This window comes from Cellulosimicrobium sp. SL-1, from assembly GCF_011033075.1.
Taxonomy (GTDB): domain Bacteria; phylum Actinomycetota; class Actinomycetes; order Actinomycetales; family Cellulomonadaceae; genus Cellulosimicrobium; species Cellulosimicrobium funkei.
This window is the reverse complement of sequence record NZ_JAACJC010000012.1, coordinates 101,357-121,680: the sequence shown is the minus strand read 5'-3', so window position 1 is coordinate 121,680 and position 20,324 is coordinate 101,357. Positions and strand designations below refer to the sequence as shown.

The following is a 20,324-nucleotide window of genomic DNA, read 5'->3' as shown; positions in this document are numbered from 1 at the left end:
CCCTGGCCGCGACACCTCGTCTTGTTGACTCTTGCGAGAAGTTGTTGACTTGTGTGAATCGGCCCGGGAGACTCGAGGTCCCGGAGGTCGACGCCGTCCCGGGTTCTTGCCCCCTCACCGTCGAGGAGACACCCCATGAAGCTCTCCCTGTCCCGGGCGCGCACGCGTGCCACCGCTGTCACGGGTGCGCTGGTCGCGCTCGGGCTGGTGGTCTCGGGCGCTGCCGCCGCGGCCGCCGCCCCGTCAGCGGCGACCGCCGCACCCACTGCAGCCTCCGCCGCGGTCGCCCCGACGATCTCCCCGGTCGTCGACGCCAACTTCCCCGACCCGGACATCCTGCTCGTCGACGGCGTCTACCACGCCTACGCGACGAACGACCAGGGCCGGAACGTGCAGCACCGCACCTCGACGGACCTGGTCACGTGGAGCGCCCCGAACGACGTCGCCCCCGACCTGGGCGCCTGGGTCAGCGAGGCGTGCACGTTCTCGCCGGGCGGCGCCACCGACCGCTGCGTGTGGGCGCCCGAGGTCGCCGCGGTCGAGGGCGGGTACGCCCTCTACTACACGGCCCGCGACGCGACGTCGCCGCGCCAGTGCATCGGCCTCTCGCTCTCCGACTCGCCCGAGGGTCCGTTCGAGCCCGTCGGCGACGACCCGTTCGTCTGCCCCAACGGCGAGGACGGCACCGAGGACCTCGGAGGCGCGATCGACGCCGGGACGTTCGTCGACGGCGACCAGCTCTACCTGCTGTGGAAGGCCGACGGGAACTGCTGCACCGGCAAGACGGCGATCATCTTCGCCCAGCCGCTGTCGCCCGACGGCACCACCCTCACCGGGCCGGCCACGGAGCTGATCCGCGTCGACACGGCGTACGAGGGCCGCGTCGTCGAGGCGCCGACCGTCGTCGAGCGCGACGGCACCTACTACCTCTTCTACTCCGCGAACGACTTCTACGGCGGCGCGTACCGCACGGCGTACGCGACGGCGCCGAGCCTGGCCGGCCCGTGGACCAAGGCGACGACGGAGCTCATGACGAGCGACCGCTTCCAGGGCGACGTGCGCGGCCCGGGCGGGCAGGACATCGTCACCGCGCCGGACGGCTCGGACGCGATCGTCTTCCACGGCTGGAACGCGGCGTTCACGTACCGTGCGATGTACGTCGCGGACCTCGAGTGGTCGGCCGACGGCGTCCCGTCCGTCCCGCAGGCGTCCGACCGCTACCAGGCCGAGGACGGCGTCGTGGCGAACGCGCGCGTCGTGGCCGACGGCGGGGCGTCGGGCGGGGCGAAGGTCGGCGGCCTGGACTTCGCGGACTCGTCCGTGACGGTCGAGGTGCACGCCGACGCGGCCGGGCCGGCGCTGCTCGGCATCCGGTTCGCGAACGGCTCGCAGGACGGGTCGACGCGCGTCCCGTCCACCGGGACGCTGGCCGTGAACGGCGAGGTGACGGAGACCGTCGTCTTCCCGCACACCACGTGGGGCAACTGGCAGACGTCGGAGCACCTCGTCGACCTCGTCGCCGGGACCAACACGATCACGCTGACGCGCGCGACGTTCTACACCGAGCTCGACGCGTTCGACGTCTACCCGGCGACGCGCGACCCGCGCCCGTCGGCCCCGCCGGTCATCCCGTCGGACGCGACGCGGTACGAGTTCGAGGACGGCGTCATCACGCGCGGATCCGTCGGGAGCGCGGCCGGGGCGTCGGGCGGGCAGAAGGTCGGCGGCCTCGACTTCCTCGACAGCTCCGTCGCCCTCCAGGTCCACGCCGACGAGGCCGGGTCGTACACGCTCGGCGTGCGGTTCGCGAACGGCTCGGAGCGCGGCGGGTACACGCTGCCGTCGTCGAGCACGGTCACGGTGAACGGTGCCGACGCCGGGGTCGTCACCTTCCCGCACACCACGTGGGGCAACTGGCAGTCCGTCACGCACCAGGTCGAGCTCCAGCAGGGCTGGAACACTGTCGCGCTGACCAAGCTCACCTGGTACACCGAGCTCGACGCGCTCGACGTCTTCCCGGCCGAGGCGCCGCCCGTCGACCCGCAGGTCACCGTCACCGCGCAGCCCCGCTGCCTCGGTGGCACCCCGTACCTCGCCGTCCGCGCGACGAACGACGGCGACGAGACCGTCGCCCTCGCCGTCACCACCCCGCACGGCGAGCGCGCGTTCGCCCAGGTGGACCCGGGCAAGAGCGCGTACCAGTCGTTCAAGGTGCGCGGCGGGGCGCTCGAGGCGGGGGAGGCGCTCGTCGCGGTCACCGACGTCGCCGGCACGACGACGGAGGTGACGGCCGCGTACGACGCGCTCACCTGCGCGTAGCCGCCTCCTGACCAGCAGACCGCGGTGCCGCCCGGCCGATGGGCGGCACCGCGGTCGTGCGTCCGGGCCGGGGCGACAGGTTCGTGCGCCCAGGGCTGCGCCACAGGTCGGGGCGGGGACGTGCGGCGGTCAGTCCCGGGGACGGTCCCACGGCAGGTGGGCCCGGACGACGAACCGGCCGTCCTCGACGCCCGCCGAGAACGTCCCGGCGAGCGCCTCGCAGCGCTCGCGCATCCCGACGATCCCGGTGCCGCTGCCGGGGACACCCAGGGCGTCCGCGGTGAGCGCGTTGCGGACCGTCAGGTCGACGCCGTCGCCGGGCCGGGCGCGCACGTCGACGTCCGCGCGGGCGCCCGGGGCGTGCTTCATCACGTTCGTCAGCGCTTCTTGCACCACCCGGTACACCGCGCGCGTGAGCGCCGGCGGCGCGGAGTCCGCGTCCGTGACGAACACCGTCGCGGCGAGGTCGACGCCCGACGAGCGCGCCTCGTCGAGCAGCGCGGCGAGGTCGCCGAGCGCCGGGGCGGAGCCCGTGTACTGCTCCGCGCCGTCGCGCAGCGACGTGATGAGCGCCCGCATCTCCTCGAGCGCGCGGTGGGCGGACGAGCGCATGGTCCGGGCGGCGTCGGCCACCTCCGGGTCCTCGGTCGTCACCTCGAGCGCCGACGCCTGCAACGACATGACCGACAGGTTGTGCGCGACGGTGTCGTGCATCTCGCGCGCGATGAGCTCGCGCTCGTCCTGCCGCGACAGCTCGGTGCGCAGGTGGTCGGTCTGGCTGCGCAGGTCCTCCGCGTGCGTGCGCAACGTCTCGGCGCGACGGGTCTCCACGGCGGCGGTCTGCTGGGCGACGTGCGCCCGGCCCGCGTAGCGGCGGACCAGTCCCGCGCCCACCGAGAGCGCGACGAGCAACACCCCGATGACGACGTAGCCGGCCGGGGGAAGGTAGGTGGTCTCCCCGCCGGTGGCGGGCGTGAAGGAGAAGATCACCGAGTCGCCAGGTCGTGCGCCGTCGCGCCAGAACGACGCGGCCACGGCCGCCGCGGTGGCTGCGATCGACCCGAGGAGCACCGGACGCCGGTCCTCCCGCGCGAGGACGAACGGCAGCGCGAGGAGCGGGGCGAGCGCGCCGACAGGTGTGAGGACGCCTGCCGCGGCGGTCCCGAGACAGACGGCGACGGGGTGGCGGATGCGCCAGATCACCGCGGCGGAGACGCACGCGGCGAGGACGAGCCACAGGATCGAGAGCCCGAGCTGGCCCCCGCTCAGCTCCTGACCGTGCCGTGCCGAGTCGAACGACAGGCCGACGACGCCGACGAAGAACGTCGCGGCGACCGCCAGCGCGGTCCCTGCCCCGGACCAGAACCGCCGCGCCCGCCCGGGGGCGGGGGCCGCCGTCGGGCGCGCGCCGCCGATGGGGTGCGGCGGCAGGTGGCCGATAGGGGCACCGGCGGCGCCCGGGCCGGTCGGCGCCGGCGGCCAGGTGGGCCCGGGATACCCGGGTGGCGGGGCACCCGGGTGGCCGGGCGCCGGGTAGCCCGGTGGAGGCGCGGCGCCCGGCGGCACCGCGGGGCCGCCCGGCTGCTGCGGCGGGGGGTACATGCGGCGAGCATACGCACGGGCGCCGACGCCCGGCCTCCGCCGACCGGCTCGCGCGACCGGCCCGGATCTCCTCCGGTCGGACGGCCCGGACGAGCCGGTCGGGCGATCCGCCGGACGGTGCCGCGCGGCCACGATCGTCCTCGAACGCAGCGACCACGACGCACCGAGGAGACCACGATGTCCGCACGCCACGAGGGCCAGCGCCCCGACCAGCCGGGCGCGTACCCGGCCCAGCCCGGCCCGACGCCGCCCCCGGGCCAGCCCTACTCGTCGCCCCTCGGGCCGGGCGCCCCCGGAGCAGCCGGCCCGACGCCGCACGCCCCCCACCCCGGTCAGGCGGGCTGGGCCGGTCAGCCAGGTCAGCCGGGTCAGGAGGGCTGGGCCGGTCAGCCGGGCATCCCGGGCCAGCCGGGCTTTCCGGGACAGCCGAGTCAGCCGGGTGCGGCCGCGTTCGCGGGGCAGGCGCCGGGTGTCCCGCCGCGCAAGAGCTGGTTCGCGCGGCACAAGATCCTCACGGGCCTCGGGGTGGTCGTGATCCTCGCCGTGATCGGGGCCGCGCTCGGCGGCGGGGGAGGGGACGAGCCCGAGGCGCCGGCACCGGTCGCGGGGTCGAGCGCTCCCCAGGATCCCGCCGAGCCCGCCCCCGAGGCGCCGGACGAGCCTGCCGAGGAGCCCGCTCCGGAACCCGCGGCGGCCGTGGTCGGCACGCCGGTGCGCGACGGCAAGTTCGAGTTCACCGTGACGTCCGTGGAGACAGGGGTCCCCACCGTCGGGGACGAGTTCCTCAACGCGCAGGCGCAGGGCCAGTTCGTGCTCGTGCACGTGACGGTGACGAACATCGGTGACCAGGCGCAGATGTTCGACGGCAGCAGCCAGAAGCTCGTCGACACCGCCGGGCGCGAGCACTCCGCCGACACCAGCGCGGCGATCTACCTCGGCGACGCGAACTCGTTCCTCACCGACATCAACCCGGGCAACAGCGTCGAGGGCACCGTGGTGTTCGACGTCCCCGCCGACGCTGTCCCCGCGAGCGTGACGCTCCACGACTCCTTCTTCTCCGGTGGGGTCGAGGTGTCGCTCGGCTGAGCGCAAGGCGCGCCTCCCGGGCCGTCGCGACGTGCCGGAGTCACGGACGGACACGATCCCGCGCTCGCTGCACCGCCGCGCACCCTACCCGGACGCCGGGAGCAGGAGTGCGCGGCGGTGGGCGTCAACCGCCCGGGAGGTCGTCGGTGACCAGGCGTGACCTGGCCTCGTAGACCTGGAGCGGGTCGGCTGCGCTCGTCGTGGTCGCGGTGCCCGTGACGTCGGTCCAGCTCGGCGTGCCGGTGATCCGGAACTGCCCGGACCACGTCGTGGTCAGCGTGATCGTCACCCAGTCCGCCGGCTGGCCGTACGTGTGCGCGACGGTGTGGTGCGGGTACGCGGCGCCCGGGTCGGTCGTCGTCACCGGGCCGCTCCCGTCGCCGTAGTCCCAGGTGAACGACCGGGGGGTCGCCCGGATCTGGACCGGGATGCCGAGCAGCGTCGTGTCGAGCACCTGCTCCTCGGGCTCCGTGTAGGTGATCGTCGGCACGTTGACCACGGTCCAGCCGTCCGGCGGCTGCACGACGACGGGCGACGGCGCGAGCGTCAGGGTGGCGAGGGCTCGCGATGCCTCGTCCGCGAGGTCAGCTGGCGTCACGCACGACTGGTCGGCCACGGGTGCGCCCGCTGTCGACCACTCGCCAGGCGTGCCGTCTGCGGCGATCTCACGGGTCTGCCGGTACAACGCGCCTAGGTAGTAGGAGTTCGCGTCACACTCGAGCCCTTCGGTGACGAGCCGCTCCCACTCGGCGCAGCGGCCAGACAGATCGGACGTGGGGTCGTCGAGGCCGTTGAACACCGCGCAGGTTGTCTGCGAAGACCGGTAGTACCGCTCAGTAGCCGGGCCGCCCTTCGCGCCGCTCACCTCATGTGATTGACCACCCCGCGTCGCAAGCTCAGCTTCGACGCGCACCTCCTGGTTGTCAATCTTGCCGAACCCGCTCCAGTCACCGTGTGGGGCTTGGCTGGAGTTCTTGTGAGTGACTGTCTCGGGCCTCAACGCGATCTGGTGGAAGAAATGAGGAGCGGTCCCCAGTGCGAGTGTGAGGCTGAGTGCTGCTCCGAGCATCGCCCTCATCCTTCCGGTGACGGAGCGATCTCGACAATCACCCATTCGTTTTCGTTGCGGCCAACTTCGGCGCGGACAGACCGAGACGTCGCTGGTCCACTTGCGATCTCTTCACCGCTCGCATCGGTGACAGAAAACGCTGATTGGGTTGCAGCTCCATCCAGCGGCCATATGCCGGTTGCTGCGTCGCGTGCATATTTACCTGCGTCTTTGATCTGCAAAGACATTTCGCCGCCCGAGTGCTTCCCGTCATTCTCGCGCAGCCACGAGGCCTGAGCGGAGGTGTCTGCGCAGAATCCGCACTCCGAGTGGGATAGCGAATCCCACTCGGCGGTGTCGCCCGTGGCGAGTACGTAACCGTAGAGCGACAAGAAGTACTCCGCCGCCGCAGCAGCACCTTCGGCGCCGTCGCGATCCATGGCCGCGGGTCGTTCGGGCTTCGGCGGCCCGGTCGTGGTCGGCTCGGGTTCGGGTGTCTCCGTCTCAGACGGCTCGGCCGACGTCTCGACCGGAGGTGACGGTGCGGGTTCACCCCCGCCCGTGCACCCGGCGACCAGGCACCCGGCCGTCACGACGACGCCCAGGGCGAGCGCTCGCCGTCGGGCACTGCTTCTCGACCGGAGCGCTCGGGCGCTCACCGTTCCTGCCGGTCGTTCCTCGACCGGCGCATGACGCGTACGACTCACCAGACCCCCTGCCCGCGAACCGGGCGGCGCGGCCCGGACCGGGCGGCACCGCGCGAACGCCACGAACCTAGCGAAACGCCGTGCGACGCGGAACCGCCCGTCCCGCCCTGTGGACGACGCGTCACGAGGTGTCCACCACGTGACCGCTCCACAGGTGCGGGTGGCGCGGCGGGCACGGCTCGGTGAACGTTGCCCGACGCCCGTCCCCGTACCTGCCCATTCCCGGACAAAACCGGCGCCTTCGCTTCCTATGCTCCGAGTGGCCGCCCACCCGCAGGACGGGTGCCGCGCCGGCCGTGACCTGCACCCTCGGACGAGCGGACCTGTGCTGTGACCACCGTTCTCACCCCGGAGTTCCCGGGCTCCCCGGGCGCGCCCCGCGGCGCCTCGCCGGGCGCCACCACCCCGGCCTCGGGCCCGGACGCGACCCGCCCGGGCGCGACCCGTCCCGGCGCGCCGGGATCGCCTGCCGGCCCGACGTCGTCGGGCACCGACCGCGAGGCCCAGACGCTGCACCGCAGCCGTCTGGGCGCGCGCCGCCGTCGGCGGAACCTGCTGTGGGCGCTCCTGCTCGCGGGCCCGAACGTCCTGCTGCTGCTGGTGTTCGTCTACCGGCCGCTGCTCCAGAGCTTCTACCTCTCGACGCTCCAGTGGAACCTCGGGTCGCCGGTCGCGCGGCCGGTCGGGCTGGGCAACTACGTCGAGTGGTTCACCGCCCCGACGACGGGCCGCATCGTCACGACGACGCTCGTCTTCACGCTCGCGACCGTCGGCGGCGCGATGGTCCTCGGCCTCGGCCTGGCGCTGCTGCTCAACCGCCGCCTCAGGGGCCGCGGCGTCGCCCGGACCGTCGCGTTCGCGCCCTACGTGCTGTCGGGCTTCGCGGTCGGGATCCTGTGGCTGTTCATGTTCGACCCGCGCTACGGGCTGGTCCAGGAGCTCCTCGGCTGGGTCGGCGTCGCGTCGCCGCAGTGGTACACGCAGCGCCCGTGGCCGCTCGTGATGATCGTCGTCGTCTACCTGTGGAAGAACCTCGGGTACGTGGCCCTCATCTACCTGGCGGGCCTCCAGTCGGTGCCGCAGGACCTGAAGGACGCGGCCGCGCTCGACGGCGCGTCGTCGGCCCGGACGCTGCGCTCGATCGTCCTGCCGATCCTCACCCCGACGACGTTCTTCCTCGTGGTGACGATGCTCCTCGCGTCGCTCCAGTCCTTCGACATCATCAAGGCGATGACGCAGGGCGGCCCGCTCGGCTCGACGACGACGCTCATGTACTCGATCTACGAGGAGAGCTTCGTCAACGGGCGCGCCGGGTACGCGTCGGCGGTCGCCACGGTCCTGTTCCTCGTGCTGCTCGCGGTGACCGCGGTGCAGATGCGGTTCGTCCAGCGGAAGGTCCACTACGCATGAGCGCCGTCGCGCCCGCCCGTCCCGAGACGGCGCCCGCCACGCCGGCCGTCCTCGCGCCCCGCCCGTCGGGCGCACCCCGTGCCCGACGCCGGGCCCTCCAGCCGGGCGGGTACCTCGCCCTGGTCCTCGCGACCGTCGTGCTCGGCGCGCCGCTGGTGTGGATGGTGCTCGCGAGCATGAAGACGCCCGCCGAGCTGTACACGGTCCCGCTGCAGTGGCTCCCGGGCAGCGTGAACCTCGACAACTACGCGCAGGCCGCGGACTCGATCCCGCTGGGGCGCCTGCTGCTCAACAGCGTCGGGATCACGGTCGTGGGCGCGGGCCTCAAGGTCGCGCTGGGCCTCACGTGCGCGTACGCGCTGGTGTTCCTCGACTTCCCGTTCAAGAAGGTCGTGTTCGGGCTCGTCATCGCGACGCTCATGATCCCGCCGCAGATCACGATCATCCCCAACTACACGCTCGTCGCGAGCCTCGGGTGGCTCAACACCTACCAGGGCATCCTCGTGCCGGGCCTGGCGAGCGCGTTCGGGACGTTCCTGTTCCGGCAGCACTTCCTCACGCTGCCGCGCTCGATCCTCGAGGCCGCCGAGCTCGACGGCGCGGGGCACTGGCGCAAGCTCTGGCGGTTCGTCGTGCCGATGAGCACGCCGACGCTCGCGGCGGTCGCGCTCGTGTCCGTCGTGACGGAGTGGAACGACTACCTGTGGCCGTTCCTCGTCATCGACCGCCCGGACAAGATGACCCTCCCCGTCGGCCTCACGCTGCTGCAGAACACCGACGGCATGACGAACTGGGGCGTGCTGCTCGCCGCGACCGTGGTCGTGACGCTGCCGATCCTCGTCGTCTTCCTCGTCCTGCAGCGTCGACTCGTCGCGGGCCTCACCGCGGGCGCCGTCACCGGCTGACGCGCACCCGTTCGACCACCGGACTCCCCGGCCCGCCCGCAGCGGTCCGGGTTCCCCGAAGCGCACCGACACCCGGTGCACGACCTGAAGGAGCACCTGTGTCCCACCGCACCGCACCCGGCCGGCCCGCGCGCCGCCGTCGGGCCCGCGCCGCCGCCACCGCCCTCACGGCGGTCACCGCCCTCGCGCTCACCGCGTGCGCCGGCCCGAGCGTGGCCGGGGCCGACGGCGCCGGTACCGCGGGCGACGACGCGGCGGCCGAGGCCGTCGACTGGTCGGCCGTCGAGCCCGCGTCCGAGATCACGTGGTGGAGCAACCACCCCGGCACGTCGCAGGAGATCGAGCAGGAGCTCATCGACCGGTTCGAGGAGGAGTCCGGCATCACGGTCAACCTCGTGACCGCGGGCGCCAACTACGACGAGGTCGCGCAGCGCTTCCAGGCCGCCTCGCAGACCGACGAGCTGCCGGACGTCGTCATCGCGTCCGACGTGTGGTGGTTCCGCTACCACCTCAACGACCAGATCCTGCCGCTCGACGACGTGCTCGAGTTCGTCGACGCCGACGCGGACGACTTCCAGCCCGCGCTCTACGCGGACTACGAGTACGACGACCAGCACTGGGCCGTGCCCTACGCGCGCTCGACGCCGCTCTTCTACTACAACAAGGACCTGTGGACGGCGGCCGGCCTGCCCGACCGCGGGCCGGAGACGTGGGCGGAGCTCGAGGAGTGGGACGCGTCGCTCAAGCCGCTCGTCCCGTCGGGCGGCTCGACGCTCGGCCTCTCCACCGGGCCGTCGTGGGGCGCGTGGTGGTTCGAGAACATGATCTGGGGCCAGGGCGGCGCGTACTCCGACGGGTTCGACCTCACGCTCGACTCGGAGGAGTCGGTCGCGGGCGGCCAGTTCCTGCACGACCTCTTCCACGAGAAGGGCGTCGCGACGCTCTCCGCGGACGACGCGATGGTCGACTTCTCGTCGGGTCTCATCGCCTCGACCATCGGCTCGACGGGCTCGCTCAAGGGCGCGCTCGACGCGGCGTCGTTCGAGGTCGGAACGGCGTACCTGCCCGACGGCCCCGACGGCGGCGGCACCCCGACCGGGGGGACCGGTCTCGCCATCCCGTCGTCGAAGTCGCCCGAGCAGCAGCTCGCCGCGGCGATGTTCCTCGCGTTCCTCACGGACACCGAGAACACCGCGTACTTCTCGCAGAACACGGGCTACATGCCGGTGCGCACGTCGGCCGTCGAGTCCGACACCATGAAGGCCATCTACGAGGCGACGCCGCAGTTCCGCACGGCCGTCGACCAGCTCGCCGACAAGGCGCGCCCGCAGGACGACGCGCGCGTCTTCATCCCGGGCGCCGACGCGCTGCTCAACGAGGCGATCGAGCAGATCGTCATCGAGGGCGCGGACCCGGCGGCCGCGTTCGAGTCCGTCGCGCCGCGCATCGAGACGGCGTACAGCGAGAACGTGGAGCCGTACCTGTGACGGCGACGGCCCTCGCGCCGACGGGCTCGGTGCCGGACCGGGCCGCGCGCCCGCGCGTGATCGCGCACCGCGGCAACAGCTCCGTCGCGCCGCAGAACACGCTCGCCGCGTTCGAGGCGGCGTGGCGGGCCGGCGCGCACAGCATCGAGATCGATGTGCAGCTCACGGCCGACGGCGAGCCCGTCGTCATCCACGACGACACCGTGGACGCGACGACGTCCGGCAGCGGCACGGTCGCGCGGCTCGACCGCGCGGCGATCCGGGCGCTCGACGCCGGGTCGTGGTTCTCCCCGGCGTTCGGCGGCCAGCGCGTGCCGACGTTCGCCGAGGTCGTCGACCTCCTCGTGCGGCGGCCGGGCACCGACCTGCTGCTCGAGCTCAAGGGGTCGTGGACGGTCGAGCAGGTGCGGCGCGTCACCGGGCCGATCCGCTTCGCGGGCATCGCCGACCGGGTCGTGGCGCAGAGCTTCTGGCCCGAGACGGTCGCCGCGTTGCGCGAGGCCGACCCGGGCCTGCGCCGCGGGCTGCTCGTCGTGGCGCTCGACGACGACGTGCTCGCGCGGTGCGCGGAGCTCGATGTCGTGACGTGCAACCCGATGGGCGCACTCCTCCTGGAGGACCCCGGCCTGGTGCAGCGCCTGCACGACGCCGGTCTCGAGGTCGCGGTCTGGACGCTCAACGAGCCCGCGCACTGGGCCGCCGCGGTCGACCTCGGGGTGGACGCGATCATCACCGACCGTCCCGACCGGCTCGCGGGCTGGCTCGCGGCCCGCGGGGTCTGAGGCCCGGACCGGTCCCACCGGGGTCGCGCGCCGGACGCTCGTCGTCCGGCGCGCGGCCCCGGTCTCGCGTCCCGCCGCGGACGCCTCCCGGGTTAGCGCACGACGATGGTCGTGACGACGTCGGTCACGCTCGGCCGGGGCGGCGTCGACCCGAAGCCGAACCGGACCGGTGGGACGACGTCGCGCAGGTCGCCCAACGACGTCCCGTCCCAGCACGTCTGCGCGGCGACGAGCGCGCGGACGTCGGTCGCGCCGTAGTGCTCGGTGCGCCCCGGCCCCGCGCTGCCCCGCGTCCGGACCCCGCGCAGCAGCACGCGCGCGACGGGGTCGGTGAGCACGGTCGCGTGCCGCGACGTCGCGACGCGGTGCGGCACCGCGCGCAGCACGTGACCCAGGGTCGTGCGCGGCCCAACGGCGAGCCGCGCCTCGAGCGGCCCGGCCACCACGTGCCAGTCCGGCCGGCGGCCGCGGCCCGGTCGCGCACCCGCCGCGTGATCGCGGGCAGCAGCGGGCGCGGCGGGAGCCGGCTCGTCGGTGACGGCGACCGGCACCAGGACGACCCGGTCGAAGCGGTAGGTCGACGCGACGAGCTCCGCGACGGGGCGCGACGGCGCGAGGAGGAGGCGCTCGCCGTCGGGCCGCTCGACCATGACGTCGGCGAACGCGCCGAACGGCGACGCGTCCCAGCGCCCGACGACGACCCGCGTCCCGGACGCCGTGCCCCAGCCCGCGATGCGGCCGCGGAACCGCAGGACGCTCGACATCCCGGCAGCGTAGGCCGCGCCCGGCGCGCCCGCCCCCGTTCGGCGCGCGAGCCGTCGCCCGGGGCGGGACGCTCAGGGGAGGCGGCGACCGCCGTCGGGCAGCAGGAGGTGACCCGTGCCGAAGACGACGCGCGACGGCGACGCGAAGCAGTCCGAGATCCCCAGCACGCTGCAGCGCTCGGACGAGAAGGCGCAGCGCACGTTCGCGAAGGCCTACGACGCCGCGAGGGAGCAGTACGGCTCGGAGGAGCGCGCGCGGCGCGTGGCGTTCGCGGCGCTCAAGCACACGCACGAGAAGATCGGCGACCACTGGGAGCCGAAGGACGAGCCCGGCCCGTCCGACGACCGCGCCGAGGAGGGCGGGCTCGACTCGACCACGGACACCGCCGGGGGCGTCGACGCGAACGCGACCAAGGAGCACCTGCTCGACGTCGCCCGCCGGCTCGACGTCGACGGCCGGTCGACCATGACCAAGGACGAGCTCATCGAGGCGATCCAGCGCGCCAACGACCGCGCGACCCGCCGCGCCCGCGGCGACTGACCCGCAGACCCCGCGACCCCACCTCTACCTCGCGCGACCGCGCCTCTACCTCGCCGAGGGAGAGCCCCGGTTCCGCGAGGTAGAGCCCTGGTTCCGCGAGGTAGAGCCGTGGTCCTCGGCGGTCGGCTCGTCGGGGTCAGGCGGGCCGACGGCGGTGGGGGACCCGCACGCGGTCGAGGTCCTGTGCGACGGTGAGCTCGCCGTCGAACACCTCGCGGGCCTCGCGCCAGAACTCCGTCGGGTCGGGGTACCGCTGGGAGAAGTGCGTGAGGACGAGCGACCGGACGCCCGCCTCGGCCGCGACCGTCGCGGCTTGCCGGGCCGTGAGGTGGCCCCAGCGCTCGGCCTGCTCGCGATCGCGGTCGAGGAACGTCGACTCGATGACGAGCAGGTCGACGCCGTCCGCGAGCCGATGCACCGCGTCGCACAGGCGCGTGTCCATGACGAACGCGAACGACTGGCCGGGCCGGGGGCCGCTCACGTCGTCGAGGGTGACGGTCCGGCCGTCGGGCGTCGTGACGCGGCCCGCGCGCTGCAGCTCGCCCACGACCGGCCCCGCGAGCCCGTGCCGGGCGAGGAGCGCGGGGTCGAGCGACCGGCCGTCGGGCTCGTCGAGGCGGTAGCCCACGGCCTCGATCGTGTGGTCGAGGCGCTCGGCGCGGAGCGTGAAGCCCGGCTCCGGGCGGCCGGGGACGGGCGGGAGCACGCCGTCCGTCGTGACCGGCTGGAGCTCCAGGTGGCCGCGGCGGTAGTGGGCGCTCGCGTCGAGCAGGTGGTTCACCCACCGCTGGCCCGACGCCGGGTAGGTCACCCCGATCGTGTGCCGCACCCCGTCGCCGCTGATGCGCTGGGAGACGCCCGCGAGGCCGAGGCTGTGGTCGCCGTGCAGGTGCGTGATCGCGATGCGCGTGAGGTCGGTCGCCGACACCCCGGCGAACGTCATCTGCCGCTGGGTGCCCTCGCCGGGGTCGAAGAGGATCGCCTCGTCGTCCCAGAGCAGGACGTAACCGTTGTGGTTGCGCGTGCGGGTCGGGACCATGCTGGCCGTCCCCAGGACGACGAGCTCGCGGCGGGACATGCGCCCAGCGTGCCACGCCGCGCTCGCTGCCGGGCTCGTAGGGTGGCAGGAGACCCCCGCACCCGAGAACCGGAGAACCATGCGCCTGCTGCTCGTCCGTCACGGACAGACCCCGTCCAACGTCGCCGGCCTGCTCGACACCGCCCTGCCCGGGCCGGGCCTCACCGCCCTCGGGGCGCGCCAGGCGGCAGCGATCCCGGACGCGCTCTCGGGCCGCGTGGTCGACGGCGTCGCAGTGTCCACGCTCGTGCGCACGCACCTCACCGCGGCGCCGCTCGTCGAGCGCCACGGTCTGGAACCGCTCGAGCTCGACGGCCTGCGCGAGGTCGACGCGGGCGACCTGGAGATGTCCGCCGACCACGACGACCACGCCCTCTACCTCGAGACGGTGTTCGCGTGGGGGCGCGGCGAGCCCGGTCGTCGGGTGCCCGGCGGCCCCGACGGCACCGAGTTCCTCGACCGGTACGACGACGCCCTCGCCGCCGTCGCGCGGACCGGGTGGGAGACCGCCGTCGTCGTGTCGCACGGCGCGGCGATCCGCGCGTGGGCGTGCGCGCGCGCCGCGGGCGTCGACGTCGACCGGCTCGCGTGGACCCCGCTCGCGAACACCGGGCTCGTCGAGGTCGAGGGGGACCCGGCGTCGGGCTGGCGGTTCGTCGGGCTGAGCGACGGGCCGCTGGGCGGCGCGTTCCTCGACGACCTCGTCGCGGAGGACCCGACGGGCGAGTCCGTCGACGAGGAGGAGCGCCGCGCCGCGGCGGACGACTGACCCCTACCACCCGGTCGGAATGACGCAATGATCAGATCATTGCGACATCCCGACGCATCGCACGGATCTAGCGGTCGTCACGTTCGTGACATACGCTCGACGGATGGCCGACGCACCGCTGCCCGCGCCGAACGAGCGCGCGCTGGAGTCCGACATCGTCACGGACCTGCGCGAGCAGATGACGTACGGGTCGTACCTGCACCTCGACACGCTGCTCGCCGCGCAGGAGCCCGTGAGCGACCCGGAGCACCACGACGAGATGCTGTTCATCGTGCAGCACCAGACGACGGAGCTCTGGCTCAAGCTCGTGCTGCACGAGCTCCTGTCCGCGCGCGACCTGCTCGCCGCCGACGAGCTGGGCGCCGCGCTCAAGCGCGTCGCGCGCGTCAAGCACGTGCAGCGCACGCTCACCGAGCAGTGGTCCGTCCTCGCGACCCTCACCCCGAGCGAGTACGCGCAGTTCCGCGGGTTCCTCGGGCACGCGTCCGGCTTCCAGTCGTGGCAGTACCGCGCGGTCGAGTTCCTGCTCGGCAACAAGAACGCGCGCATGCTCGACGTGTTCGACGCCGAGCCGGACGCGCGCGCCGAGCTCGCCCGCCTGCTCGCCGAGCCGAGCGTCTACGACGAGTTCCTGCGCCACCTCGCGCGGCACGGCCACGACGTCCCGCAGCGCGTCCTGGACCGCGACGTCACGGTCGCGCACACGCTCGACGACGACCTCGTCGAGGTCTTCCGGCGCATCTACGACGACCCGGAGACGTACTGGTCCGCGTACGAGACGTGCGAGGAGCTCGTCGACCTCGAGGACAACTTCCAGCTCTGGCGGTTCCGCCACATGAAGACGGTGCTGCGCATCATCGGCACCAAGCGCGGCACGGGCGGGTCGAGCGGCGTCGGCTTCCTCCAGCGCGCCCTCGACCTCACGTTCTTCCCTGAGCTGTTCGCCGTCCGCACCGAGATCGGGCGGTCGTGAGCCTCGGCCGGGCGGACGACGGCGGCACCTGGCTCCCGCCGCTCGCGGACGCGCACGTGCACCTCGGCCTCGTCGACCCGGTCGCGGTGCGACGCGGCGGGATCGCGGTCGTGCACGACCTCGGGTGGGTGACCGACGTCGCGCGCACCTGGCCCGGGCGTCCCGGCTTCCCGGCGGTCGCGTTCGCGGGCGCGTTCCTCACCGCCCCCGGGGGCTACCCGTCGGACCGGTCGTGGGCGCCCGCCGGGTCCGTCGAGGAGGTCGGCTCGCCCGAGGCGGCCGTCGCCGCCGTCGATCGCCAGGTCGCCGCGGGGGCCTCGTTCGTCAAGGTCGCCCTGCACTCCGGCGCCGGCCCGGTGCCCGACGACGTCACCCTCGCCGCGCTCGTCGGCCACGCCCACGCGCGGGGTCGGGACGTCGTCGCGCACGTGGAGGGGCGCGGCATGGCGGCCCGCGCGTTCGAGGCGGGCGTCGACCGGCTGGCGCACGCCCCGTTCAGCGAGCGCCTGCCCGAAAACCTCCTGGCGGCGATGGCCCGCCGCCGCCCCGCCGAGCACGACCTTCCACACGGTCGAGCACGGGGTGACGGGCGAGATGAGCCGGACGGCGACGGTCACCCCGTGCTCGGCGGGGCGAGGGTGAGCCGGGTGGGTTGGGTGAGCACGCTCGACGTGCACGGGTGGGGGAGCCCGACGGCCGAGCAGGACGTCGCGATCGACAACGTGCGGCGGTTCGTCGCGCTCGGGGGGACCGTCGTCTACGGCACCGACCTCGGCAACGGCCCGCTCCCGCCCGGTGTGAACGCCCGTGAGCTGCGGGCGCTCGCGGAGGCCGGACTCGACGCGCACGCGCTCCTCGGTGCGATCGCGCACGACGGCGCCGTACCCGACACTGACGGCGCCGCGACCTGGGTCCCCGGCGACCCGCCCGACCTCGACGACCCCGACGACGTGGCCGCGTGGTTCGCGCGCGCCGTCGTCGTGGCGCGACCCGAGCCCCACGGTGCGCCGCGCGCACCCCGCACCCCGGAGGACCGGCGATGACCCACACGACCGACGCCACGACCACCGACCACGCCACGCGATCGGCCGCGCTCGACGCGGCGGACCCGCTCGCGCGGTTCCGCGACGCGTTCGTCGCGTCCGACGAGGTGACCGCCTACCTGGACGGGAACTCGCTCGGCCGGCCGACGCGCGCGTCGGCCGAGCGGCTCGCGCGGTTCGCGACCGACGTCTGGGGAGCGCGGCTCATCCGCGGCTGGGACGAGGAGTGGTACGAGCTCCCGCTGACGCTGGGCGACCGGATCGGCGCGGTGACGCTCGGCGCGGCGGCGGGCCAGACGTTCGTCGGGGACTCGACGACCGTGATCCTCTACAAGCTCGTGCGCGCTGCGCTCTCGGCGCCGCAGGTCGCGGGTCGCGACGAGATCGTGCTCGACGCCGGGAACTTCCCGACGGACCGGTACGTGCTGGAGGGCGTCGCGCGCGAGCACGGCGCGACGCTGCGGCGGATCACGCCCGACCACGACGGCGGCGTGACCCCGGAGCAGGTGGCGGAGGTCCTCTCCGACCGCACCGCGCTCGTGCTGCTCAGCCACGTCGCGTACCGGTCGGGGTACGTGAGCGACGCCGCCGCGATCACGACCCTCGCGCACGATGCCGGGGCGCTCGTCCTGTGGGACCTGTGCCACTCCGCGGGCGCGGTCCCCGTCGAGCTCGACGTGTGGGGCGTCGACCTCGCGGCGGGCTGCACGTACAAGTACCTCAACGGGGGTCCCGGCGCGCCCGCGTTCGGCTACGTGCGCGCCGACCTCCAGGGCGCGCTCACCCAGCCGATCCAGGGCTGGATGGGGAGCGCGGCGCCGTTCGAGATGGGTCCGGCGTACGCGCCGCACGACGGCGTCCGGCGCTTCCTCTCGGGGACGCCCGCGATCGTCGGGATGCTCGCGATGCAGGACATGCTCGACCTCGTCGACGCCGCCGGGATGGCGGCGGTCCGCGCCAAGTCCGTCGCGCTCACCGAGCACGCGACCGCCCTCGTGGACGACCTGCTGCTCCCGCTCGGTGCCCGGTACGCGTCGCCGCGCGACCCCGAGCGCCGGGGGAGCCACGTGACCGTCGACCACGACGCGTTCGAGGCGACGCTCCCGCTGCTCTGGGAGCGCGGCGTGATCCCCGACTTCCGCCGCCCGAACGGCCTGCGCCTCGGCCTGTCCCCGCTCTCGACGAGCTTCGACGAGGTGCGCGTCGGCGTCGAGGCGGTGCGCGACGCCCTGGCCGAGGTCCTCGGCGGCCGCACGACCGGCACGGCCGGGTCCGCGTGATCCTCGACGACCTCGACTCCCGGCCCGGGAGCACGACGTCGTTGCTGCGCACCGTCGTCGGGCTGTACGTCCGGGACCTGGGCGGTGCGGTCGCGGTGGCGGACCTGGTCGACCTGCTCGGCGCGCTCGGCGTGCCGCCCGCGGGGGCGCGCAGCGCGGTCTCGCGCGTCAAGGCCAAGGGCCTGCTCGTGCGCGAGACGCTCGACGACGGCCGCGCCGGGTACCGGCTCGCGCCCGACGCCGGGCCGATGCTCGCGCGCGGTGACCGGCGCATCTTCGGCTACCGGCAGCAGGGCGGCGGCGACCCGTGGTGCCTCGTGTCGTACTCGTTGCCCGAGGAGCGGCGCGACGCGCGGCACCAGCTGCGCCGGCACCTCGCGTGGATCGGCGCCGGGAGCGTCGCGGACGGGCTGTGGATCACGCCCGGTCACCTCGTGGACGAGGTCGAGGAGATCCTCGTGGCGCTGGAGGTCCGCGACGCCGCGACGGTGTTCCTCGCGGGGGCGCCGCGCCTCGCGGGGTCGTTCGCGGACGCGGCGGCGCGCTGGTGGGACCTCGACCGGGTCGCGGCGCTGCACCGCGCGTTCCTCGCCCGGCACGATGCCTCCCGGGCAGGTCTCGGCGCGGTGCCCGACGGCGGCCCGCCCGCCGCGGACGACGGCTCGCCGCGTGCCGCGGACGACGGCTCGCCGCGTGCCGCGTTCGCACGGTGGGTCCGCGCCGTCGACGACTGGCGGCCGATCCCGTACGCCGACCCCGGGCTGCCCTCGGACGCGCTGCCCGCGGACTGGCCGGGGACGGCGAGCGTCGCGCTGTTCGAGCGGATCCGCGAGACCCTCGCGGCTCCCGCGTCCGAGCACGTGCGGGACGTCGTCGGGCGCTGACCGGGGCACGACGCGCCCTGTTCGCCGGTCGGTCGCCGCGCGTTCACCGCGACGACGCGTGCGAGCCGTCCCCGCTCCCTACGGTGACAGCGCGTCTCACCACGGGTCCGACGCCGCCACGGTGGTCCGACGGTCGTCGCCGCGCGGACCCTGACCTGCGGCGGAACCCACGGACCCGGGGTCCCCGCCGACGTCGCCCTCCAGGGTCTCCTGCGGCGGAGGCCACGCCCCCGGGCCTGGAGCGCGAGCGCGCTGCCGGCTCAGGCGGGGTCGCCGAGCGGCTGCACGACGACCCCGCCGAACCGGGCCTCCTGCGCGCGGAGCGCGACGCCGTCGATCCAGACCCTCCCCGCGAGCACCTCGGCCGACGCGGGCGAGCCGTCCGGGCGCTGTGCGGTGTACCCGCCCGTGATGGTCGCGTTCGCCAGGACGACGGGACGATCCGCCTCGTCGGTGACGTCCTGCGCGCACCACCCGCACACGTGACGCGGGTAGCGGGGGTTCTCGCGGAGCAGCGTCCCGCACAGCGGGCAGTGCTGCACGGGGCGCGCGTCGCCGTCGGGCAGGACGAGCGCCTCGGAGCGCACGAGGCCGCCCTGGGCGGTGCGGCGCGCCAGCGCCGTGAGCACGCGGCGGCCGATCCCGGGCCAGCCGTGGACGGCCGCGGACCACTCGTCCGGCACCGCGCGGGCGCCGTACCGCGCGCCCAGGAGGCTGCCCGCGATCGCCGCGACGGTGTCGGTGTCGCCGCCGACGGCGACCGCGGCCTGGAGCGCCGCCACCAGGTGGTCCCGACCCGCGAACCGCGAGCGCTCCGGTGGGGACGTCGTCGCGATCGCGCGCCACGCCGCCTGGAGCGCGGTCACCGTGAAGCCGTTCTGCCGGAGGTCGGCCTCGGGCCGGGCGGACTCCGCGTCCGCGACCCACGCCGACCAGCGCGCCGCGGCCTCCGGGTCGAGCAGGTCGAGACCGGCCCGCACGTCGAGCCGCTGCTCCGTCACCGCGACGCGCACCGCCTCCGACCACAGCACGCACGACTCGGCGGCGAGCGGGTCGGTGTGCGTGATCTCCGCGACGGCGCGCGCCGCGCGGGCGGTCGCGTCCCGGTCGTCGAGCGCGACGAGCCCGACGACGCCCGTCCGCATGAGCGCGCCGTTCCCGGCGGTGCGGCCGGTCGCCGCGTGCAGCGCCGCGGACGCCTCGCGCAGCCGAGTCGCGGCGGGACCACGGCGGGCGGCGGCGTCGCGCAGCACGGCGGCGGTCTGCGTCCCGACGTCGGACGCGCCCCCGGTGCGCCAGGCCTCGAACGCGGCGGCGACGTCGTCGAGCGGCGTCGCCCCGAACGCGTCGGGCACGGGGGAGAGGACGTCGTGCGCCGCGGTCACGCGCGCGACGCACACCGACATCTGGGTGTCGTCGCTCCACTCGCCGGGCGCGTACGGGCCGAGCCCGCCCCCGCGCATGACCGCGACCTCGTCGCGGTGCCCTGGCCCGGGCGGCTGCGCGAACTCGTACGGCACGCCGAGCGCGTCGCCCGCCGCCTGCGCGAGCAGCACCCCCGACGCGCGGTCGAGCAGGCCGTGGTCGAGCGGGTCGGGGGCTGCCGGGCGGGGAACGGGCGTCGTCGTCACGTCGCGATCGTGCCA

General features: G+C 74.5%; 18 protein-coding genes. 12 read left to right on the top strand and 6 right to left on the bottom strand.

Annotated elements, in window-relative coordinates; translation table 11 throughout:
• Positions 1 to 135 precede the first annotated feature (135 nt).
• Positions 136 to 2,319 (top strand): family 43 glycosylhydrolase, encoded by a 2,184-nt coding sequence (locus GWJ10_RS17980; RefSeq protein WP_163188791.1) that lies wholly within the window; start codon positions 136 to 138, stop codon positions 2,317 to 2,319.
• A 129-nt stretch (positions 2,320 to 2,448) separates the two neighbouring features.
• On the opposite strand, the gene GWJ10_RS20050 is transcribed toward GWJ10_RS17980, so the two are convergent.
• The gene (locus GWJ10_RS20050; protein WP_163188790.1) at positions 2,449 to 3,921 is read right to left on the bottom strand and encodes a histidine kinase; all 1,473 of its coding nucleotides are present in this window, start codon (positions 3,919 to 3,921) and stop codon (positions 2,449 to 2,451) included.
• A gap of 177 nt (positions 3,922 to 4,098) precedes the next feature.
• Between GWJ10_RS20050 and GWJ10_RS17970 the strand changes: the two genes are divergently transcribed.
• Positions 4,099 to 5,007, top strand: a complete 909-nt coding sequence (locus GWJ10_RS17970; protein WP_163188789.1) for a DUF4352 domain-containing protein — start codon at positions 4,099 to 4,101, stop codon at positions 5,005 to 5,007.
• Positions 5,008 to 5,131: 124 nt separating this feature from the next.
• On the opposite strand, the gene GWJ10_RS17965 is transcribed toward GWJ10_RS17970, so the two are convergent.
• Positions 5,132 to 5,605, bottom strand: coding sequence for a zinc transporter (locus tag GWJ10_RS17965; protein WP_163188788.1), 474 nt, complete (start codon positions 5,603 to 5,605; stop codon positions 5,132 to 5,134).
• A 476-nt stretch (positions 5,606 to 6,081) separates the two neighbouring features.
• Positions 6,082 to 6,648, bottom strand: a complete 567-nt coding sequence (locus tag GWJ10_RS17960; protein ID WP_277394959.1) for a DUF6318 family protein — start codon at positions 6,646 to 6,648, stop codon at positions 6,082 to 6,084.
• 639 nt (positions 6,649 to 7,287) lie between these two features.
• Between GWJ10_RS17960 and GWJ10_RS17955 the strand changes: the two genes are divergently transcribed.
• The 4 genes from GWJ10_RS17955 to GWJ10_RS17940 all read left to right on the top strand — a co-directional run bounded on the left by GWJ10_RS17955 (position 7,288) and on the right by GWJ10_RS17940 (position 11,346).
• Positions 7,288 to 8,172: a sugar ABC transporter permease gene (locus tag GWJ10_RS17955; protein WP_241005899.1), complete on the top strand. Its 885-nt coding sequence runs from the start codon at positions 7,288 to 7,290 to the stop codon at positions 8,170 to 8,172.
• Positions 8,169 to 9,077 carry a carbohydrate ABC transporter permease gene (locus tag GWJ10_RS17950; RefSeq protein ID WP_076404392.1) on the top strand — a complete coding sequence of 303 codons (909 nt, stop codon included), beginning with the start codon at positions 8,169 to 8,171 and terminating at the stop codon, positions 9,075 to 9,077. Before GWJ10_RS17955 ends, GWJ10_RS17950 begins: the two co-directional genes overlap by 4 nt.
• A 98-nt stretch (positions 9,078 to 9,175) precedes the next feature.
• The gene (locus GWJ10_RS17945; RefSeq protein ID WP_086149887.1) at positions 9,176 to 10,564 is read left to right on the top strand and encodes an ABC transporter substrate-binding protein; all 1,389 of its coding nucleotides are present in this window, start codon (positions 9,176 to 9,178) and stop codon (positions 10,562 to 10,564) included.
• Positions 10,561 to 11,346: a glycerophosphodiester phosphodiesterase family protein gene (locus tag GWJ10_RS17940; RefSeq protein ID WP_241005894.1), complete on the top strand. Its 786-nt coding sequence runs from the start codon at positions 10,561 to 10,563 to the stop codon at positions 11,344 to 11,346. Before GWJ10_RS17945 ends, GWJ10_RS17940 begins: the two co-directional genes overlap by 4 nt.
• A 92-nt stretch (positions 11,347 to 11,438) precedes the next feature.
• Here the strand turns inward: GWJ10_RS17940 and GWJ10_RS17935 are convergent, their stop codons facing one another.
• Positions 11,439 to 12,110 carry a hypothetical protein gene (locus tag GWJ10_RS17935; RefSeq protein ID WP_163188786.1) on the bottom strand — a complete coding sequence of 224 codons (672 nt, stop codon included), beginning with the start codon at positions 12,108 to 12,110 and terminating at the stop codon, positions 11,439 to 11,441.
• A gap of 115 nt (positions 12,111 to 12,225) precedes the next feature.
• On the opposite strand from GWJ10_RS17935, the gene GWJ10_RS17930 reads away from it, so the two are divergent.
• Positions 12,226 to 12,651 carry a ChaB family protein gene (locus GWJ10_RS17930; RefSeq protein ID WP_163188785.1) on the top strand — a complete coding sequence of 142 codons (426 nt, stop codon included), beginning with the start codon at positions 12,226 to 12,228 and terminating at the stop codon, positions 12,649 to 12,651.
• A 136-nt stretch (positions 12,652 to 12,787) separates the two neighbouring features.
• Here GWJ10_RS17930 and GWJ10_RS17925 read toward each other — a convergent pair whose 3' ends face one another.
• Positions 12,788 to 13,729: a ribonuclease Z gene (locus GWJ10_RS17925; protein ID WP_163188784.1), complete on the bottom strand. Its 942-nt coding sequence runs from the start codon at positions 13,727 to 13,729 to the stop codon at positions 12,788 to 12,790.
• 79 nt (positions 13,730 to 13,808) lie between these two features.
• On the opposite strand from GWJ10_RS17925, the gene GWJ10_RS17920 reads away from it, so the two are divergent.
• The 5 genes from GWJ10_RS17920 (at position 13,809) to GWJ10_RS17900 (ending at position 18,678) form a co-directional block, all read left to right on the top strand.
• A complete protein-coding gene (locus GWJ10_RS17920) occupies positions 13,809 to 14,498 on the top strand; it encodes a histidine phosphatase family protein (protein WP_076404397.1) in 690 nt (229 codons plus the stop codon).
• A gap of 103 nt (positions 14,499 to 14,601) precedes the next feature.
• On the top strand, positions 14,602 to 15,471 hold the full coding sequence (locus tag GWJ10_RS17915; protein WP_076404398.1) for a tryptophan 2,3-dioxygenase family protein: 870 nt from the start codon (positions 14,602 to 14,604) through the stop codon (positions 15,469 to 15,471).
• On the top strand, positions 15,468 to 16,514 hold the full coding sequence (locus tag GWJ10_RS19640) for an amidohydrolase (RefSeq protein ID WP_206158436.1): 1,047 nt from the start codon (positions 15,468 to 15,470) through the stop codon (positions 16,512 to 16,514). The genes GWJ10_RS17915 and GWJ10_RS19640 overlap by 4 nt, the downstream gene beginning before the upstream one ends.
• The gene (kynU, locus tag GWJ10_RS17905) at positions 16,511 to 17,794 is read left to right on the top strand and encodes a kynureninase (protein ID WP_163188783.1); all 1,284 of its coding nucleotides are present in this window, start codon (positions 16,511 to 16,513) and stop codon (positions 17,792 to 17,794) included. Before GWJ10_RS19640 ends, kynU begins: the two co-directional genes overlap by 4 nt.
• Positions 17,791 to 18,678 (top strand): PaaX family transcriptional regulator C-terminal domain-containing protein, encoded by an 888-nt coding sequence (locus tag GWJ10_RS17900; RefSeq protein ID WP_163188782.1) that lies wholly within the window; start codon positions 17,791 to 17,793, stop codon positions 18,676 to 18,678. The genes kynU and GWJ10_RS17900 overlap by 4 nt, the downstream gene beginning before the upstream one ends.
• A 260-nt stretch (positions 18,679 to 18,938) precedes the next feature.
• Here the strand turns inward: GWJ10_RS17900 and GWJ10_RS17895 are convergent, their stop codons facing one another.
• On the bottom strand, positions 18,939 to 20,309 hold the full coding sequence (locus GWJ10_RS17895; RefSeq protein WP_241005893.1) for an ADP-ribosylglycohydrolase family protein: 1,371 nt from the start codon (positions 20,307 to 20,309) through the stop codon (positions 18,939 to 18,941).
• Positions 20,310 to 20,324 lie beyond the last annotated feature (15 nt).

What these genes read in the sequence shown, in the direction of transcription:
- GWJ10_RS17935 (WP_163188786.1), bottom strand. Translation starts at nt 12,110, where the DNA reads ATGTCGAGCGTCCTGCGGTTCCGCGGCCGCATCGCGGGCTGGGGCACG.
- kynU (WP_163188783.1), top strand. Translation starts at nt 16,511, where the DNA reads ATGACCCACACGACCGACGCCACGACCACCGACCACGCCACGCGATCG.
- GWJ10_RS17980 (WP_163188791.1), top strand. Translation starts at nt 136, where the DNA reads ATGAAGCTCTCCCTGTCCCGGGCGCGCACGCGTGCCACCGCTGTCACG.
- GWJ10_RS20050 (WP_163188790.1), bottom strand. Translation starts at nt 3,921, where the DNA reads ATGTACCCCCCGCCGCAGCAGCCGGGCGGCCCCGCGGTGCCGCCGGGC.
- GWJ10_RS17970 (WP_163188789.1), top strand. Translation starts at nt 4,099, where the DNA reads ATGTCCGCACGCCACGAGGGCCAGCGCCCCGACCAGCCGGGCGCGTAC.
- GWJ10_RS17920 (WP_076404397.1), top strand. Translation starts at nt 13,809, where the DNA reads ATGCGCCTGCTGCTCGTCCGTCACGGACAGACCCCGTCCAACGTCGCC.
- GWJ10_RS17925 (WP_163188784.1), bottom strand. Translation starts at nt 13,729, where the DNA reads ATGTCCCGCCGCGAGCTCGTCGTCCTGGGGACGGCCAGCATGGTCCCG.
- GWJ10_RS17915 (WP_076404398.1), top strand. Translation starts at nt 14,602, where the DNA reads ATGGCCGACGCACCGCTGCCCGCGCCGAACGAGCGCGCGCTGGAGTCC.
- GWJ10_RS17950 (WP_076404392.1), top strand. Translation starts at nt 8,169, where the DNA reads ATGAGCGCCGTCGCGCCCGCCCGTCCCGAGACGGCGCCCGCCACGCCG.